The sequence below is a fragment of the Azospirillum sp. BE72 genome (assembly GCF_031455875.1).
Taxonomy (GTDB): Bacteria; Pseudomonadota; Alphaproteobacteria; order Azospirillales; family Azospirillaceae; genus Azospirillum.
Window position 1 is genome coordinate 21,062 of sequence record NZ_JAVDTO010000001.1, and the last position, 15,441, is coordinate 36,502.

General features: G+C 69.8%; 16 protein-coding genes. 8 read left to right on the forward strand and 8 right to left on the reverse strand.

Going from position 1 to position 15,441, the window contains the following annotated elements; translation table 11 throughout:
• The first annotated feature begins 330 nt into the window (after nucleotides 1-330).
• Nucleotides 331-1,866: an alpha/beta fold hydrolase gene (locus tag J2Y49_RS00120; protein ID WP_310110643.1), complete on the forward strand. Its 1,536-nt coding sequence runs from the start codon at nucleotides 331-333 to the stop codon at nucleotides 1,864-1,866.
• Nucleotides 1,867-2,115: 249 nt separating this feature from the next.
• Here the strand turns inward: J2Y49_RS00120 and J2Y49_RS00125 are convergent, their stop codons facing one another.
• On the reverse strand, nucleotides 2,116-3,648 hold the full coding sequence (locus J2Y49_RS00125; RefSeq protein ID WP_310110645.1) for a YifB family Mg chelatase-like AAA ATPase: 1,533 nt from the start codon (nucleotides 3,646-3,648) through the stop codon (nucleotides 2,116-2,118).
• A 222-nt stretch (nucleotides 3,649-3,870) separates the two neighbouring features.
• On the opposite strand from J2Y49_RS00125, the gene J2Y49_RS00130 reads away from it, so the two are divergent.
• The 4 genes from J2Y49_RS00130 (at nucleotide 3,871) to J2Y49_RS00145 (ending at nucleotide 7,000) form a co-directional block, all read left to right on the forward strand.
• On the forward strand, nucleotides 3,871-4,617 hold the full coding sequence (locus tag J2Y49_RS00130) for a creatininase family protein (RefSeq protein WP_310110648.1): 747 nt from the start codon (nucleotides 3,871-3,873) through the stop codon (nucleotides 4,615-4,617).
• Nucleotides 4,618-4,767: 150 nt separating this feature from the next.
• Nucleotides 4,768-5,808, forward strand: a complete 1,041-nt coding sequence (gene hrcA / locus J2Y49_RS00135) for a heat-inducible transcriptional repressor HrcA (protein ID WP_149223681.1) — start codon at nucleotides 4,768-4,770, stop codon at nucleotides 5,806-5,808.
• A 56-nt stretch (nucleotides 5,809-5,864) separates the two neighbouring features.
• Nucleotides 5,865-6,476 carry a nucleotide exchange factor GrpE gene (gene grpE / locus J2Y49_RS00140; RefSeq protein WP_310110653.1) on the forward strand — a complete coding sequence of 204 codons (612 nt, stop codon included), beginning with the start codon at nucleotides 5,865-5,867 and terminating at the stop codon, nucleotides 6,474-6,476.
• A 158-nt stretch (nucleotides 6,477-6,634) separates the two neighbouring features.
• A complete protein-coding gene (locus J2Y49_RS00145) occupies nucleotides 6,635-7,000 on the forward strand; it encodes a response regulator (protein WP_310110656.1) in 366 nt (121 codons plus the stop codon).
• Between the two features lies 1 nt (nucleotide 7,001).
• Here the strand turns inward: J2Y49_RS00145 and J2Y49_RS00150 are convergent, their stop codons facing one another.
• From J2Y49_RS00150 to J2Y49_RS00175, 6 genes are all read right to left on the reverse strand, one after another.
• The gene (locus J2Y49_RS00150) at nucleotides 7,002-7,931 is read right to left on the reverse strand and encodes a DUF1848 family protein (RefSeq protein WP_310110658.1); all 930 of its coding nucleotides are present in this window, start codon (nucleotides 7,929-7,931) and stop codon (nucleotides 7,002-7,004) included.
• Nucleotides 7,932-8,176: 245 nt separating this feature from the next.
• Nucleotides 8,177-8,734 carry a NifU family protein gene (locus J2Y49_RS00155; RefSeq protein ID WP_149223685.1) on the reverse strand — a complete coding sequence of 186 codons (558 nt, stop codon included), beginning with the start codon at nucleotides 8,732-8,734 and terminating at the stop codon, nucleotides 8,177-8,179.
• 167 nt (nucleotides 8,735-8,901) lie between these two features.
• On the reverse strand, nucleotides 8,902-9,432 hold the full coding sequence (locus J2Y49_RS00160; RefSeq protein ID WP_310110664.1) for a universal stress protein: 531 nt from the start codon (nucleotides 9,430-9,432) through the stop codon (nucleotides 8,902-8,904).
• Between the two features lie 18 nt (nucleotides 9,433-9,450).
• Complete coding sequence (locus J2Y49_RS00165; protein ID WP_310110666.1) at nucleotides 9,451-10,248, reverse strand: TIGR02186 family protein; 798 nt, start codon at nucleotides 10,246-10,248, stop codon at nucleotides 9,451-9,453.
• A complete protein-coding gene (locus J2Y49_RS00170) occupies nucleotides 10,248-11,165 on the reverse strand; it encodes a sulfite exporter TauE/SafE family protein (protein ID WP_310110669.1) in 918 nt (305 codons plus the stop codon). Before J2Y49_RS00170 ends, J2Y49_RS00165 begins: the two co-directional genes overlap by 1 nt.
• Nucleotides 11,166-11,252: 87 nt before the next feature.
• Nucleotides 11,253-11,801: a hypothetical protein gene (locus J2Y49_RS00175; protein ID WP_310110672.1), complete on the reverse strand. Its 549-nt coding sequence runs from the start codon at nucleotides 11,799-11,801 to the stop codon at nucleotides 11,253-11,255.
• Nucleotides 11,802-11,943: 142 nt separating this feature from the next.
• Here J2Y49_RS00175 and J2Y49_RS00180 point away from each other — a divergent pair, with 142 nt between their 5' ends.
• Complete coding sequence (locus tag J2Y49_RS00180) at nucleotides 11,944-12,423, forward strand: hypothetical protein (RefSeq protein ID WP_310110674.1); 480 nt, start codon at nucleotides 11,944-11,946, stop codon at nucleotides 12,421-12,423.
• A 77-nt stretch (nucleotides 12,424-12,500) separates the two neighbouring features.
• Here J2Y49_RS00180 and J2Y49_RS00185 read toward each other — a convergent pair whose 3' ends face one another.
• Nucleotides 12,501-13,496, reverse strand: coding sequence for an adenosine kinase (locus J2Y49_RS00185; protein WP_310110676.1), 996 nt, complete (start codon nucleotides 13,494-13,496; stop codon nucleotides 12,501-12,503).
• A gap of 130 nt (nucleotides 13,497-13,626) precedes the next feature.
• Between J2Y49_RS00185 and J2Y49_RS00190 the strand changes: the two genes are divergently transcribed.
• Together J2Y49_RS00190 and fabF are read left to right on the forward strand one after the other, a co-directional pair.
• Nucleotides 13,627-14,121 (forward strand): helix-turn-helix domain-containing protein, encoded by a 495-nt coding sequence (locus J2Y49_RS00190; protein ID WP_310110678.1) that lies wholly within the window; start codon nucleotides 13,627-13,629, stop codon nucleotides 14,119-14,121.
• On the forward strand, nucleotides 14,118-15,386 hold the full coding sequence (fabF, locus tag J2Y49_RS00195; RefSeq protein ID WP_310110680.1) for a beta-ketoacyl-ACP synthase II: 1,269 nt from the start codon (nucleotides 14,118-14,120) through the stop codon (nucleotides 15,384-15,386). The genes J2Y49_RS00190 and fabF overlap by 4 nt, the downstream gene beginning before the upstream one ends.
• Nucleotides 15,387-15,441 lie beyond the last annotated feature (55 nt).

Below are 15,441 nucleotides of genomic sequence, written 5' to 3' on the forward strand. Positions count from 1 at the left end.
AACGCCGTCCACAAGGTCGGCATGATCTGCTCCTTTGCCCGAACGGCCCCGACCATCGGGGCTTCTGGAGGCGAAATAGTTCCGTGATCGGATGTGTTCCGTCAACCTGTCCGTCGGTAAACCGGCCCGTCCATTCGGGAGCGGCGTGTCCATTGCCGCACGGCTGTGGCAAATCGGCACCGCTCGCGCGCGGTTTCACCAACGGGCGGGATGGCAGCGGGCGCCTCTGGACAAGCGGGGGGTTGGTCGGTCAAACAAAGCCGTCGACAAACGCCTTCAGCGGTACTCCGTCCATCGGCTCCCTACCCATCGGTTCCGGATCGTCCATTCGTGTTGATCGCTCTTCCCCCCCTATGGCCGAAAGCGGTGCGCTCCGCCCTGACGCTGCGGGCGGTGGCGATGGCCGTCGCGATGACGACGGCGCTGTGGACCGGTCCGGCGGCGGCGGAGGCGCGCTTCACCCCGGGTCCCTGCTGGTTCACCGTGCCGGAGGGCGAGGCGGCCTTGTGCGGAACGGTGGCGGTTCCGGAGCGGCGCGACCGCCCCAACAGCCGCAGCCTGCGCCTGCCGGTCGCCGTCCTGCTCAGCACCGCCCGCCAGCCCGACCCCGACCCCGTGCTGTTCCTGGAGGGCGGCCCCGGCGCTTCACCCTTCGGCAGCGGCGAGGCGACGGAAGAGCGGATGGAGGTGTGGTGGGAGCTGTCGGCCCCCTTCCGCCGCGCCCGCAACCTGATCCTGTTCGATCCGCGCGGCGTCGGCCGGGCGGAGCCGGACACCGACTGTCCCGAACTGGACGGCGTCGCCCCCACCCGCGGCACCCGGCCGCTGACGCGCGAACAGCGGGCGGCGGCGGAACGGGCGGCGGTCGGCGCCTGCGCCGCCCGGCTGACGGCGGCCGGGCTGGACGGCACCCAGTTCTCCACCCCCGTCGCGGCGGAGGATGCGCTGGACATCGCCACCGCGCTGGGCGCCCAGCGGGTCAACCTGTTCGCGGTGTCCTACGGCACGCGGGTGGGTCTGGAGATTCTGCGGCGGCAGGGCAGCCGTGTCCGTACCGCGGTGTTCGACAGCGTCTACCCTCCCGACGTCAACGCGCAGGAGGAGGCCGCCTGGCTGGCGCAACGGGCCTACCGCCGGCTGTTCGACGATTGCGCCGCCAACCGCGGCTGCCGTTCGGCCTTCCCCGATCTGGAAAAGCGTTTCCTCGATCTGGTGGAGCGGCTGGAGCGCAACCCGGTCGACATGGTCGTCGGCGACCACGAGACGCGCCGCGCCTTGCGGATGACCGGCGGGATGGCGATCGCCGCCGGGCTCGAAGCGCTGGCGATCAGCGAGGCGGTCCCCCTCGTGCCGACCATCATCGACCGCGCCGCCCGCGGCCAGTATGCGACCCTGGCGGAATGGGCGCCGACCAACTGGCTGGGCGACCCGGAAATCGCCGACGGGCTGGTCTTCTCCACCGAATGCCGGGAATCGGTGAACAGTGCCGAACCGCTGAAGCGCGCCGACAATGCCCGCCGCTATGCGCCCTACGGCCTCGTCGCCACCGACGATCCCGGCCAGCGTGTGTGCCGCCTGTGGCCCGCCGGCCACCAGGAGGCGGCCGAACGGCTGCCGGTCGCCAGCCCGGTGCCGGTCCTTCTGCTGTCCGGCGCCTACGATCCGGTCACCCCGCCGGAATGGGGCGACCGTACCGCCGCCACCCTGCCCAAGAGCCGCCATCTGGTCTTCCGCGCCGCCAGCCACATCGTGACTTCCAGCGAGGATTGCGCCATGGCCGCTGCGGTGACCTTCGTCGAGCAGGAGGCGGTGCCGGCAACCGTCTGTCCGGGAGCGGCCAAGCCGCCGGTGTTCGAAAGGCCGTGAGGGGGTTGGCGGGAGCGCCGGCCGCGGTTGCCCCCACCCTTCCCAGGCTTACGCCTGGGCCCCTTCCCTCCCCCGCTGGGCAGGGGAGGGATTATCTACGCTTTGTAAAAGTGCGGCGGCAGTCCCTCCCCCGCCCCAGCTCTCGCACAAAGCTTCGCTTTGTGCTGACGCGGCAGGCGGACCGTAGGTCCGCTGAGAGCGGGGGAGGCTAGGTGGGGGTCTAACATCGCCAAGAAACGCCCTCCCCCCTCACCGCCCCGGCGCGATCCGCCGGTAGCTCAGCGCTTCCGCGATGTGACGGCGCCTCACCCCTTCCACACCGTCGAGGTCGGCCAGCGTCCGCCCCACCCGCATCACCCGGTGATAGCCGCGGGCCGACAGCTTCAGCCGCTCCGCCGCTTCGGTCAGCAGGGCACGGCCGGGAGCGTCGGGAGAGGCCACCTTCTCCAGCAGTTCGCCGTCCGCCTCGGCGTTCGTCCGCACCGCCCGGCCGGCTGGGTAAGGACCGAAGCCGCCATAGCGCTCCGCCTGGATGGCGCGGGCGACGGCGACGCGGGCGGCGATGTCGGCGCTGCCCTCCGCCGGGGGCGGCAGGCTGAGATCGGCGGGGCTGACCGCCGGCACGTCGATGTGCAGGTCGATGCGGTCGAACAGCGGCCCGCTGATCTTCGACTGATAGTCGGCGGCGCATTTCGGCGCACGGGCGCAGGCGAGCGAAGCATCGTCGAGATGGCCGCAGCGGCAGGGGTTCATCGCCGCCACCAGCTGCACGCGCGCCGGATAGGTCACATGGTGGTTGGCGCGGCTGACCACCGCCTTGCCGGTCTCCAGGGGTTGACGCAACGCCTCCAACAGCGGACGCGGGAACTCGGGCAACTCGTCGAGGAACAGCACGCCCTGGTGCGCCAGGGAAATCTCCCCCGGCTTGGCCCGCGTGCCTCCGCCGACCAGCGCCGGCAGGCTGGCCGACTGGTGCGGCGCGCGGTAGGGGCGCTGGCGCAGCAGCCTTCCCTCCTCCAGCAGCCCGCCGACGCTGTGGATCATCGACACCTCCAGCGCCTCCGCCGGGTCGAGCGGCGGCAGCAGGCCGGGCAGGCGGGCGGCCAGCATCGACTTGCCGGAGCCGGGCGGACCGATCATCAGCAGATTGTGCGAGCCGGCGGCGGCGACCTCCAGCGCGCGCTTGGCGGTCTCGTTGCCCTTCACGTCGCGCAGGTCGGGCGGCGGCGCATCCTGTTCCTGCAGGCGCGGCTTGGGCGGGGTCAGCACCTGGGTGCCCTTGAAATGGTTGATGAGCGCCAGCAGGTTGGCCGGCGCCAGCACGTCCAGATCGGGACCGGCCCAGGCCGCCTCGCCACCGCAAGCCGCCGGACAGATCAGTCCGCGGTCGTTGGCCAGCGCGTCGATGGCGGCGGGCAGCACGCCGGCCACCGGGGTCAGGGCGCCGTCCAGCGCCAACTCGCCCAGTGCCACATAGCGGGCGATCTCCGCATCCGGCAGCACCCCCATCACCGTCAGCAGGCCGAGCGCGATCGGCAGGTCGAAATGACTACCCTCCTTCAGCACGTCAGCGGGGGCGAGGTTGACGGTGATGCGCTTGGCCGGCAGCGCCAGCCCCAGCGCATGCAGGGCGGCGCGCACACGCTCCCGGCTTTCGCCCACCGCCTTGTCGGGCAGGCCGACGACGGTGAAGGCGACGATTCCCCCGGACATCTGGACCTGGACGTCGATCCCCAGCACCTCGATGCCCTGGAACGCCACCGTGTTGACGCGCGCAACCACCACCACACCCCGGAAGAGACATCCGCTCGGACATAATGCACGCGATTGTAGTCACTGCCATGCCGTTGCGCCAGCACGAGATGAGCCGACCCGGCCGACGCGGCCCCGTCATGCCCGCCCGGCGCAGGGAACGGTTGTCGCGGCCGGCGCGCCGCCTAACATGAGGGCAAACCCATTCCGGGCCGCATTCCCGGCACGCATCGTCGAAAAGGAACCGCCACCGTGCAGCTTCACCTGAGCACCTGGGCCGAGGTCGAGACCTACCTGAAGACCTCCAAGGGCATCATCATGCCGATCGGCTCGACCGAGCAGCACGGGCCGAACGGGCTGGTCGGCACCGACGCCATCTGCGCCGAAGTCATCGCGAAGGGGGTCGGCGACGCCACCGGCGCGCTGGTCGGCCCGACCATCCCGGTCGGCATGGCCGTCCACCACATGGAATTCCCCGGCTCGATGACGCTGAAGCCGTCGACGCTGATCGCGGTGCTGCGCGACTATGTCGGCTCGCTGGCCGAACATGGGTTCGACCGTTTCTTCTTCGTCAACGGCCATGGCGGCAACATCGCCACGCTGCGTGCCGCCTTCTACGAAATCTATGCGGAGAACCGGGCGCTGCGCGGCCGCGACGCGCCGGATCTGCGCTGCACCCTGGTGAACTGGTGGGAGAACGGCGAGGTCGGCCGGCTGTCGCGCGAGCTGTACCAGGGCAAGGAAGGCTCGCACGCCACCCCCAGCGAGGTGTCGCTGACCCAGTACGCCTATCCCGACTCGATCAAGACCGCGGCGATGGAGCCGGAGCAGGCGCCGGCCGGCGGGTTCCACGACGCCCGCGACTTCCGCCGCCGCTACCCGGACGGCCGCATCGGCTCCGCACCCGGCCTTGCCCGCCCCGAGCACGGGCAGCGCCTGTACGAGGCGGCGGTCGGCGCCATCAGCGCCCAGTACCGCGCCTTCCTGGCGGAACAGTGACGGCGGCCTGCGGTCGCAGGTGAGCGGGGCTTCTTCGCCCCGCACGTTGATTCGGCGGTTGGACCTGCCTAAATTCGGACCGGTCGCGGGATTTCCGATCCACGTCGACCGAGTGCGAAACGACGGCCCGGAAAAGACCGCCAGACGTCCATGATCAACGAGCTGAACCAGCGATCGCGCGAAGTCTTCCGACTGATCGTCGACGCCTATGTGGCGTCCGGCGAACCGGTCGGCTCGCGCACCATTTCGCGGCGGCTTGGCATGGCCTTGTCGCCCGCGACCATCCGCAACGTGATGGCCGACCTGGAGGAGCAGGGGCTGCTCTACGCCCCGCACACCTCCGCCGGACGCATCCCGACCGACGCCGGCCTGCGCATGTTCGTCGACGGCCTGCTGGAGATCGGGTCGCTGACCGAGGACGAGCGCGCCTCGATCGAAGCGAAATGCTCCGCCTCCGGCCGCGCCTTCGCCGACGTGCTGGGCGAGGCCTCCACCATGCTCTCCGGCCTGTCGCACTGCGCCGGCCTGGTGGTGGCGCCCAAGACCGACCGGCCGCTGAAACACATCGAATTCGTGTCGCTCGGCCCCGGCCGCGCCCTGGTCGTTCTGGTGAACGAGGATGGGCTGGTCGAGAACCGGGTGATCGAAGTGCCGATGGGGGTGCCGACCTCCACCCTGCAGACGGTCTCGAACTTCCTCAGCGCCAAACTCGCCGGCCGCACGCTGGACGAGGCCCGGCAGGAGGTTCTGCAGGAGATCGAACAGCAGAAGACCCAGCTGGACGAGCTTTCGCGCAAGGTGGTCGCCGCCGGGCTGGCCACCTGGGCCGGCAGCGGCGGGTCGAATGCCGGCCAGCTGATCGTCCGCGGCCAGTCCCGCCTGCTGGAGGACGTCACCGCCCTGTCGGACCTGGAGCGCGTGCGCGCCCTGTTCGAGGCGTTGGAGACCAAGGAGACGATGCTGCGCATGCTGGACGCCACCGGCCGCGGCGACGGCGTGCAGATCTTCATCGGGGCGGAGAACGTGCTGTTCAACCACTCCGGCTGCTCGATGATCATCTCCCCGTTCCAGAACAGCCGCGAACAGGTGATCGGCGCCATCGGGGTCATCGGCCCGACCCGCATCAACTACGCCCGCATCATTCCGCTGGTGGATTACACCGCCAAGGTGGTCAGCCGGCTGATCGGCTGACCACCCCACCTCGCCTCACTCCCCGCCATACTGACCAAGCAAGAATTGAGAAAACCATGAGCGAAGAGCAGAACAAGCCCGCCGACGCCACCGTGGAGCCGACCGAGGCCACCGCCGAGACTGCCAACACGGGCGCCGCCAATGGTGCCGATGCAGGTTCGCCCGAGGACCGCGTCGCCAAGCTGGAGGCGGAGGTCGCCAACCTGAAGGACCAGCTTCTGCGCGCCATGGCGGAGACGGAGAACACCCGCCGCCGTGCCCAGCGCGACCGCGAGGACGCCAGCAAGTTCGCCGTGTCCAGCTTCGCCAAGGAACTGGTGTCGGTCGCCGACAACCTGCGCCGTGCGCTGGACGCCGTCCCGGCCGAGGGCCGCGAGCAGGACGACATGCTGAAGGGCCTCGCCGTCGGCGTCGAGGCGACCGAGCGCCAGCTGTTCGCCGCCTTCGACCGCGCCGGCATCAAGAAGCTGGATCCGGCCGGCGAGCCGTTCGACCCGAACTTCCATCAGGTGATGTTCGAGATCGAGAACACCGGCAAGGCCGCCGGCACCGTCGTCCAGGTGCTGCAGCCCGGCTACACCATCCATGGCCGCCTGCTGCGCGAGGCGATGGTCGGCGTCGCCAAGGGCGGTGACGCGGGCGGGCAGCACGTCGATACGAAGGCGTAAGCATACAGTCTCCGCAAAGCCCCCGGTTCTGCGGCGATGCCGCCGGGCCGGGAGCTTGGCGTTGTTCGGAATAGGGGATGCCAGCGGTTGACGGTCACCGGGAAATTGCCTAGGCCTTTCCCTTATTCCTTTCGGCCGAGCAACCGGAGCCGCGTTCCATGCCCAAAAGCGTCCTGACCGTCGACGATTCCAAGACCATCCGCGACATGGTGGGGTTCACGCTGAAAGGCGCCGGCTATGAGGTGGCGGAGGCGTCGGACGGCAATGCCGGACTTGCGCTGATCAGCCAGCGCAAGTTCGACTGCATCATCACCGACCTGAACATGCCGGGCCTCGACGGGCTGGCCCTGACCCGCGCCATCCGTGCCTCGGCCCTCAATCGCGCCACCCCGGTCCTGCTGCTGACCACCGAAGCCGACCCCGCCAAGAAGTCCGCCGGCCGCGAAGCCGGCGCCACCGGCTGGCTGGTGAAGCCATTCAATCCCGAAAAGCTGGTGGAGACGGTGCGGAAGGTCTGTCCGTAAGTTACCTCTCTCCGGGATTTCCCCCTCTCCCCCCGGGGAGAGGGTCGGGGTGAGGGGGCATCCGCCGCGCCACCAGAAACTCCCCCTCCGGGTCATGCGCAGCGAAGCGCTGCTGTGCCTTGCCGCGATCGGCAACGGCGTAGCAGTAGACGCAACCATGCGGACAGCTGTCATAGTCGCCGATGTCGCGGCTCTCCGCGCACAGGCAGCCGGGCCGGTTGCCCTTCTCCCTTGCCGCGACCGGATACCCCGCCACGTCCGACAGCCGGACCGCATCGACGCAGCGGGCCGGCGCCGTGCCGGGGGTGTCCACCAACTCCGGCTGGGTGCAGAGCGTCAGCGCCATCCCCTCCCCCGCCGCGATGCCGGCCAAGTCCGTCAGCAGCGCGCGCTTTTCCTCAGCCTCCGGGTCGCGCCAGCCGATGCCGGCAGCGGCGAGGTTGCGGGCGGTCTTGCGGTAGGGCTGCAGGAAGGACACCACCACCTCGTCAGTCACCCCGCGCAGCGCCCGCGCGATATGGGCGAAGGTCTTGCGGTGCCAATCCGGCGGCGTGGCCTCGGTCAGCGCGATGGGGTCGTAGCGCCAGACGGCTGCCCGTGCGCCCCAGCGCTCGCGCAGCCGCGCCATGTGGCCGACCGCGGTTTCCCAGGCGGGAACGGAGCGTTCCAGCGCGGTCGGCAGGCCGGTGACGCTGTACTGCACGACGAAAGGAAAGCCGCGCTCCGCCACGCTATCGAGCGCAGGCAGGAACGGTCCCAGATTCTTGGTCCAGAAGATGAAGCCGTCGACCGTCGGCCGGGTCAGGTCGATGCGATAGGTCTGGCCGCCATAGGGATTGACCATCCGGCAGTAACCGGCGTCCAGGCGGTTCAGGAACCAGCGCCCGTAGAAGGCGGGAATGTCGGTCTTGTAGCTGGCGGAGATGATCATGGTGCCAGCATGGGAATGCCGGCCCGCCGCATCAAGGGCAGACCGGCATCAACAGCTGGTTGCCTGACGCTTTGACGTACAACATAAAGCCCCTCTCCCCTTGCGGGAGAGGGGTTGGGGTGAGGGGTGCTGCTCGGCCTGCAAAGGCGAAGGCAAACTTCCGCCCGGCAAGTCTGCCGGCGCCACCCTCACCCCAACCCCTCTCCCATCGAGGGAGAGGGGCTTGAACCGATTGGCTTACAGTCTTACTGCACCGCGCGGACTTCGACCACTTCGGGGATGTAGTGGCGCAGCATGTTCTCGATGCCGTGCTTCAGCGTGGCGGTGGAACTGGGGCAGCCGGAGCAGGCTCCCTTCATCGCCAGATAGACGACGCCCTTCTCGAAGCCCTGGAAGGTGATGTCGCCGCCGTCCTGGGCGACCGACGGGCGGACGCGGGTGTCCAGCAGTTCCTTGATCTGCTCGACGATCTCCTCGTCGTCGGCGTTCGACGCCGCGGCATGGCCGTCGCCGCCGTCCTCCAGCAGGACCGGGCGGTCGGCGGTGAAATGCTCCATGATGACGCCGAGGATCGACGGCTTCAGCAGGAACCAGTCGCGCGCGTCGGTCTTGGTGATGGTGATGAAGTCGGCGCCCAGGAACACGCCGACGATCCCCTCGATCTCGAACAGGCGCTGGGCGAGCGGCGAACGGGCGGCATCCTCGCGGCTGGTGAAGTCGGCGGTGCCGCGTCCGAGCACGTCACGCCCCGGCAGGAACTTGAGAGTCGCCGGGTTGGGCGTCTGCTCGGTCTGAATGAACATGGTCTGGTCCTCCATCGGCGGCGGAATGGAACCGCCGGCGCGCCCGGGATTGGGCCGCGGCACGATTGGGGGAAATTTGGGCCGAAACGCCGGGCGGATCAAGGACCCGGACTGTGTGGGTATTGGGCATCCGGCATGCGCCGCTATCCTTACTTACATGCCCCCGCTTACGTGATCGCGTCGAGCGCCTCGGTGCTGAGACCGCCGGGGACGATGGTCAGCGGAATGCGCAGGCGCCCGAGCCCGCGGCCGGTGTAGTAGGAGATCAACGGGCCGGGGCCTTCCGGGTCGGTGCCGGCGGCGAGGACGAGGATGGAGATGCTGGGCTCCTCCGCGATCAGGGCCAGCACCTCCTCCAGCCGGTTGCCTTCGCGGACATAGAGCGCCGGCAGGGTGCCGGTCAGCTGGTTGACCTCGCGCGCCAGCTTCTGCAGCTTCTGCTCCGCCTCCGCGCGCTGTTCCTCGCGGATCAGGTTCTCCACCGCCAGCCAGTGCTGCATCTCGCCCTGCTCCAGCACGGTCAGCAGCGCCACCTTGCCGCCCGACTTGCGGGCGCGCAGGCAGGCATAGCGCAGCGCGACCTTCAGCTCGGGGCTGTCGTCGACCACCACCAGGAAGATGCGCACGGGCTCGGCGGCCTGCGCCTCCTGCTTGGACGCGGGGTTTTCGGGCGTGGGAGTCTGTGTCGCGTCGGTCATCTCGATACCCCTCTCGGCTTAGACCCGGCGGAATGCGGCGCCGGCCGCCCAGCCGGCCGCGATGGCGCCGATGACGGCGGCCACCCCGTAGGTGACCGGGCGGTTGCGGGCGAAGTCCGACACTTCGGCGCTGAACCCGATCTTGGACACCACCAGCGGCGTGGTCTGGGCGCTGACCACGTCGCCGTCACGAATCAGCAGGGCTTCGACATTGTACAGCCCGGTCGGGACATTGGCCGGAAAATAGATGTTGGTGCGGAACAGCCGTTCGCCCAGGAAGGCGACCTGTCCCATGGAGATGGCGTACAGCCCCTGGCGCTGCTTGTTGCGGATCAGCGCGCTGCGGTAGGCGGCAAGCTGTTCCGGCGGCAGGGTGGCGTCGGCCGGCAGCTGCAGCTGCGGCAGGCCCAGCTGGTGGCGCTCCAGCACCGGGCGGCCGACCAGCTGGTCGAGCGGGCGGCTGACCGCCACCGTGTAGAAGCTGGGCACCTGGTCGAAGCGCAGGCTGTCGGTGTTCATCCACATGCCGGCCACCCGCTCCTTCCGGCGGACGGTGGCGGGCGCCCGCGGGCCGGTGACGACGATAGCGACGTCGCCCGCCCCGTCGGTGGTGCCGAACAGCACGACCTCCGTGCCCGTGAAGCCGGTGGTGATGGCGATCAGGTGGCTGGACAGGTCGGCGACCAGCTGCTGCGCCCATACCGTCGCCGCCACCGTGCCGCCCAGCAGCAGCCCGGCCAGCGCCGCCACGCCCTGCACGAGCAGGCGTTTCGTGGGCCTGCGTTTGGTCCGCCGGCCTTTCGTCCAAACGGCCATCACCGCACCCCCATGGTCAGGGTGAACAGGTCGTCGGGACGCGAGAACAGGTCGAAGGCCAGCTTCAGCGCCACCGCCACCACGATCGTCGCCAGCGCCAGCCGGGCGTTCTCGCCGCGCAGGCGGCTGCCGGCCTTGGTGCCGAACTGGGCGCCGACCACGCCGCCGATCAACAGAAGAAGCGCCAGCATGGCGTCCACCGTCTGGTTGGTGGCGGCCTGCAGCAGGGTCGCCGCCGCGGTGGTGAAGATGATCTGGAACAGCGAGGTGCCGGCAACCAGCCCGGCGGGCATGTTCAGCAGATAGATCATCGCCGGCACCAGAAGGAAGCCGCCGCCGATGCCCATGATCGCCACCAGCATGCCGCCGATCGCCCCGATCCCCGCCGGCAGCAGGGCGGAGATGTAGAGCTTGGAGCGCTGGAACCGCATCTTGAACGGCAGGCCGTGCAGCCAGATGTGGCGGTGCAGCTTGCCGCGCTTGGCCGTGGGGGCGCGGCGGCGCAGGATGGCGCGGCTGCTTTCCACCAGCATCATCCCGCCGATGGTGCCCAGGAAGAAGACGTAGGACAGGGTGATCGCGATGTCGATCTGGCCCAGCCGCTGCAGGATGCCGAAGATCCACACACCCACCGCGGTGCCGACCACGCCGCCGCCCAGCATCACGACGCCCAGCTTCACGTCGACATTGCCGCGCCGCCAGTGGGCGAGCACGCCCGACACGCTGGCGGCCACCAGCTGGTTGGCCTGGGTGCCGACGGCGATGGCGGGGGGAACGCCGATGAAGATCAGCAGCGGCGTCATCAGGAATCCGCCGCCCACCCCGAACATGCCCGACAGGAAGCCCACCAGCCAGCCCATGCCGAGCACCAGCAGCGCGTTGACCGACATCTCGGCAATCGGCAGGTAGACTTGCATGGAGGGGCGTGTCTGTCGGCAGCAGCGGGAGCGGCAGCTTACCCGAGCCGGCGCGGTGGCGGAAGTCCGCAGCACCGGCTTTTGCGGCTAGGACGAGGCAAGATGTCCGGACACCGCCGCGTGGAAGAACACCTGATAGCCCGCCTTGTGCGGGAAGACATGCTCCGCCTCGCGCCGGGCGGACTGCATGTCCAGCGCGTGCACCAGCACCCGGTTGCCATAGCGCCAAGCCGGGTTCACCGGCTTCCCGGCGGCGCGGGCGGCGGCGGCGACGGTGGTGTCGTACTGCACCTCCGCCCGGAAACCGCGCCGGTTGGCGGCGGGAGTGCCGAGAATGTGCAGGAAGACCGGCGGCTCCTTGTCCAGCGCGTCGATCTGGCGTTGGAGATGGTTGGCCCGCTGTTCGGCGGCGGACAGGCGGCCCGTCGCCTCCTCAAGCCGGCAGGCCAGGTCGGCCAGCGCCTCGGCCTCCGCGCGCTGGCGTTCCTTCAGCGGCAGAACCGAACGCCGCATCCGCTCCAGCCCGGCCGCCCGTTCCCAGCCGCGGCGGAAGCCGATCCAGCTCAGGTGGCACAGCACCGCCAGCGCCGCCACCAGCGGGACCACCGAGTCGAGGATCGTTCGCACCGCCTCCATCACCGCACCATCCCCCTTGCCCTCAGGCTTGCCCTTGGCACGTCCGTTGCTGAACCGCCGACAAGCACGCAGCAAGGAGCGTGCCGGAGGGACGGATGGGCAAACGGTTGCGTGCGGACGGCAAGACACGGGGGACGGGGCGATGACGTCGGACGCGCCGCTCCTGCTTGTCCTGGAGATGGTGATCCTGCTGGCCTGCCTCAGCTGGATCACCGTATCGATCATCCGGATCGGCCACCGGATCGCCGCGGTCCAGCGCCGCAAGTCGCAGCTGCGCCAGGGACGGACGGAGCTGACGCAGACCACCGAGGCGCTGCGTCGCGACATGCGCCGCCATGAGGCCGAACTGCGCCAGACGGAAGAGGCGATCGCCGTGCGCGCCGCGCAGGCGGCGGAGCTTCAGAGCCGGCTGAACGACCTTCGCCGCCACGGCCCCAGGGAATACACGCTGCTGAACGAACGGTTCGGCGACAAGGACCGGCTGTGGCTGCTCACCGTCCCGCGGCCGGACCGCCCGGAACGCTGGGCGGTGGCCGCCCCCGACAGCGGAACGGCGATGGCGCTGCTGTGCGCCCGGATCACCGTGCCGGAACGGCCGGTATTGGACGACCAGCTGAATTAGTCCAAAACGGAACCGGCCGCAGTTGCAGAATGCAACGCGGCCGGCAACGTGGTCGCGAAATGACGTGCAAATCGCGCTTACAGGACACCCTTCGAAGCGACCAGATCGCGCAGGTTCACCTCCGGCCGGGCGCCGACATGGCTGATGATCTCCGCCGCGGCGATGGCGCCCAGACGGCCACAGACCGCAGGCGACAGGCCGCGGGTGTAGCCGAACAGGAAGCCGGAAGCATAGAGGTCGCCGGCGCCGGTGGTGTCGACCACACGGTCGACCGGCTCCGCCGCCACCTCGACCACCTCGCCGCCGGAGACGATGACGGCGCCCTTCTCGCTGCGGGTCAGCGCCGCGGTCTTGCCCAGCCGCTTCACCGCGGCCAGCGCATCCTCGAAGCGGTCGGTGCCGTAGAGGGCGCCGATCTCGTGCTCGTTGGCGAACAGGATGTCGACGTGGCGTTCCACCAGATCGACGAACTCGGCATGGTGGCGGTGGACGCAGAAGCTGTCCGACAGCGACAGCGACACCTTGCGGCCGGCGGCATGGGCGATCTCCGCGGCCTTGCGGAAGGCTTCCTTGGCGCGGGGCGGATCCCACAGATAGCCTTCCAGGTAGGTCACCTGCGATCCGGCGATCACCGCCTCGTCGATGTCCTCCGGACCCAGCTCCACGCAGGCGCCGAGATAGGTGTTCATCGAGCGCTGTGCATCCGGCGTGACCAGGATCAGGCAGCGGGCGGTCGGCGCCCCGGCAACCAGCGGCGCGCTGTCGAAGGCGACGCCCGAAGCGCGGATGTCATGGCGGAACACGTCGCCCAGCTGGTCCTTGGCGACCTTGCCGATATAGGCGCCGCGCCCGCCGAGCATGGCGATGCCGGCCATGGTGTTGCCCGCCGAGCCGCCGGAGACCTCGACGCCCGGTCCCATGCGGCCGTACAGCTCCTCCGCACGGGCGGCGTCGATCAGCGTCATCGCCCCCTTCTCGATGGTGTTGGCGGCGAGAAAGGCGTCGTCAGCGTGGGCGATCACGTCCACGATGGCGTTGCCGATGCCGGTGACGTCGTAGGCAGACGCGGCCATGAGCTCTCCTGACAGGTCAAGCGGTGAAGGCGATGTTGCGGCGCGAGTATAGCCGTGGGCGCTCACATCACAAGTGCGGCTCCTGGAAGCACTCCCGATGTTTCCCGGTTGCGCTCGTGGCGGTGGTAGCTTGCATGATGAAAGTGACTATGCCACTGTCGCCGCCATGCGACGCACCCGGCTGACCGATGTCCCCTGTCCCATCGCCCGCGGCCTCGACGAGGTCGGGGAATGGTGGTCCCTGCTGATCCTGCGCGACGCGATGCGCGGCCTGACGCGCTTCGACGAGTTCCAGCGCAGCATCGGGCTTGCCACCAACATGCTGACCCGCCGCCTGCAGGCCCTGGTCGAGGCCGGGCTGCTGGAGAAGCGGCCCTACCAGGAACGTCCGCTGCGCCACGGCTATCATCTGACCGACAAGGGACGGGATTTCCTGCCGGTGCTGGTCGCCATGGCCGACTGGGGCAGCCGTTGGCTGCTGCCCGGCGGGGCGTTCCGGCTGGTCGACAGCGAGACCGGGCAGTCCGTCGACCCGGTGCTGATCGACAGGAACAGCGGCGAAGCGGTCCGGCCGGAGCGGCTGCGCCCGGAATTGACGATCCCTGCAAAGGACGAAACGCAATGAGACGAGTCGTGGTCACCGGTCTGGGGGCGGTCACACCGCTCGGTGCCGGCGTGATGCCGAGTTGGCGCGCCGTTCTGGACGGGCGGAGCGGCATACGGGCGATAACCGGGATCGATGTCGCCGACCTGCCCTGCCGCATCGCCGGCCAGGTGCCGGAAAGCGGCGATGCGGCCCCGGATGCCGTCTTCGATGCCGATGCGGTGGTGCCGCCGAAGGACCAGCGCAAGATGGACCGCTTCATCCTGCTGGCGCTCGCCGCCGCGGAAGAGGCGGTGTCCGATGCCGGCTGGCGCCCGGCGGACGCGGAGGCGCAGGAGCGCACCGGCGTGCTGATCGGCTCCGGTATCGGCGGCCTGCCGGGGCTGGCCGAGGCGGCGCTGACCCTGCACGAGAAGGGGCCGCGCCGCATCTCGCCCTTCTTCGTGCCGTCGATGCTGATCAACCTCGCATCGGGCCATGTGTCGATCCGCTACGGCTTCCGCGGGCCGAACCATGCCGTCGTGACCGCCTGCGCGACGGGGGCACACGCCATCGGCGACGCGGCCCGGCTGATCGCCATGGACGACGCCGACGTCATGCTGGCCGGCGGCAGCGAGGCGGCGCTCTGCCGGCTCGGGCTGGCGGGCTTCTGCGCCGCCCGCGCCATGTCCACGGGCTTCAACGACGACCCGGCCCGCGCCTCGCGCCCCTGGGACCGCGACCGCGACGGCTTCGTGATGGGCGAAGGAGCCGGCGTGCTGGTGCTGGAGGAGCTGGAGCATGCCCGACGGCGCGGAGCAAAGATCTATGCCGAGGTCACCGGCTACGGCCTGTCGGGCGACGCCTACCACATCACCTCCCCGGCGGAGGACGGCAACGGCGCCTTCCGCGCCATGCGCGCCGCGCTGAAGCGGGCCGGGCTGGCGCCGGAGGAGGTCGATTACGTCAACGCCCACGCAACCTCCACCCCGGCCGGCGACCCGGTGGAGATCGCGGCGGTCAAGCGGCTGTTCGGTCCGGCGGCGGCCGGCCTTTCCATGTCCTCGACCAAATCGGCGACCGGCCATCTGCTGGGGGCGGCGGGTGCCGTGGAGGCGATCTTCGCCATCCTGGCCCTGCGCGACCAGGTAGCCCCGCCCACCATCAACCTGGACGCGCCGTCGGAGGGCTGCGACCTGGATCTGGTGCCGCTGCGGCCGAAGGAGCGGCGTATCCGTCACGTCCTGTCCAACAGCTTCGGTTTCGGCGGAACCAACGCCGCGCTGGTGTTCAGCCCCGTGGCGTGATGGGGGTGACGGAAGGGGGGACTGGAACCCGGGGCCCGGCCGCCGTAGATATGCG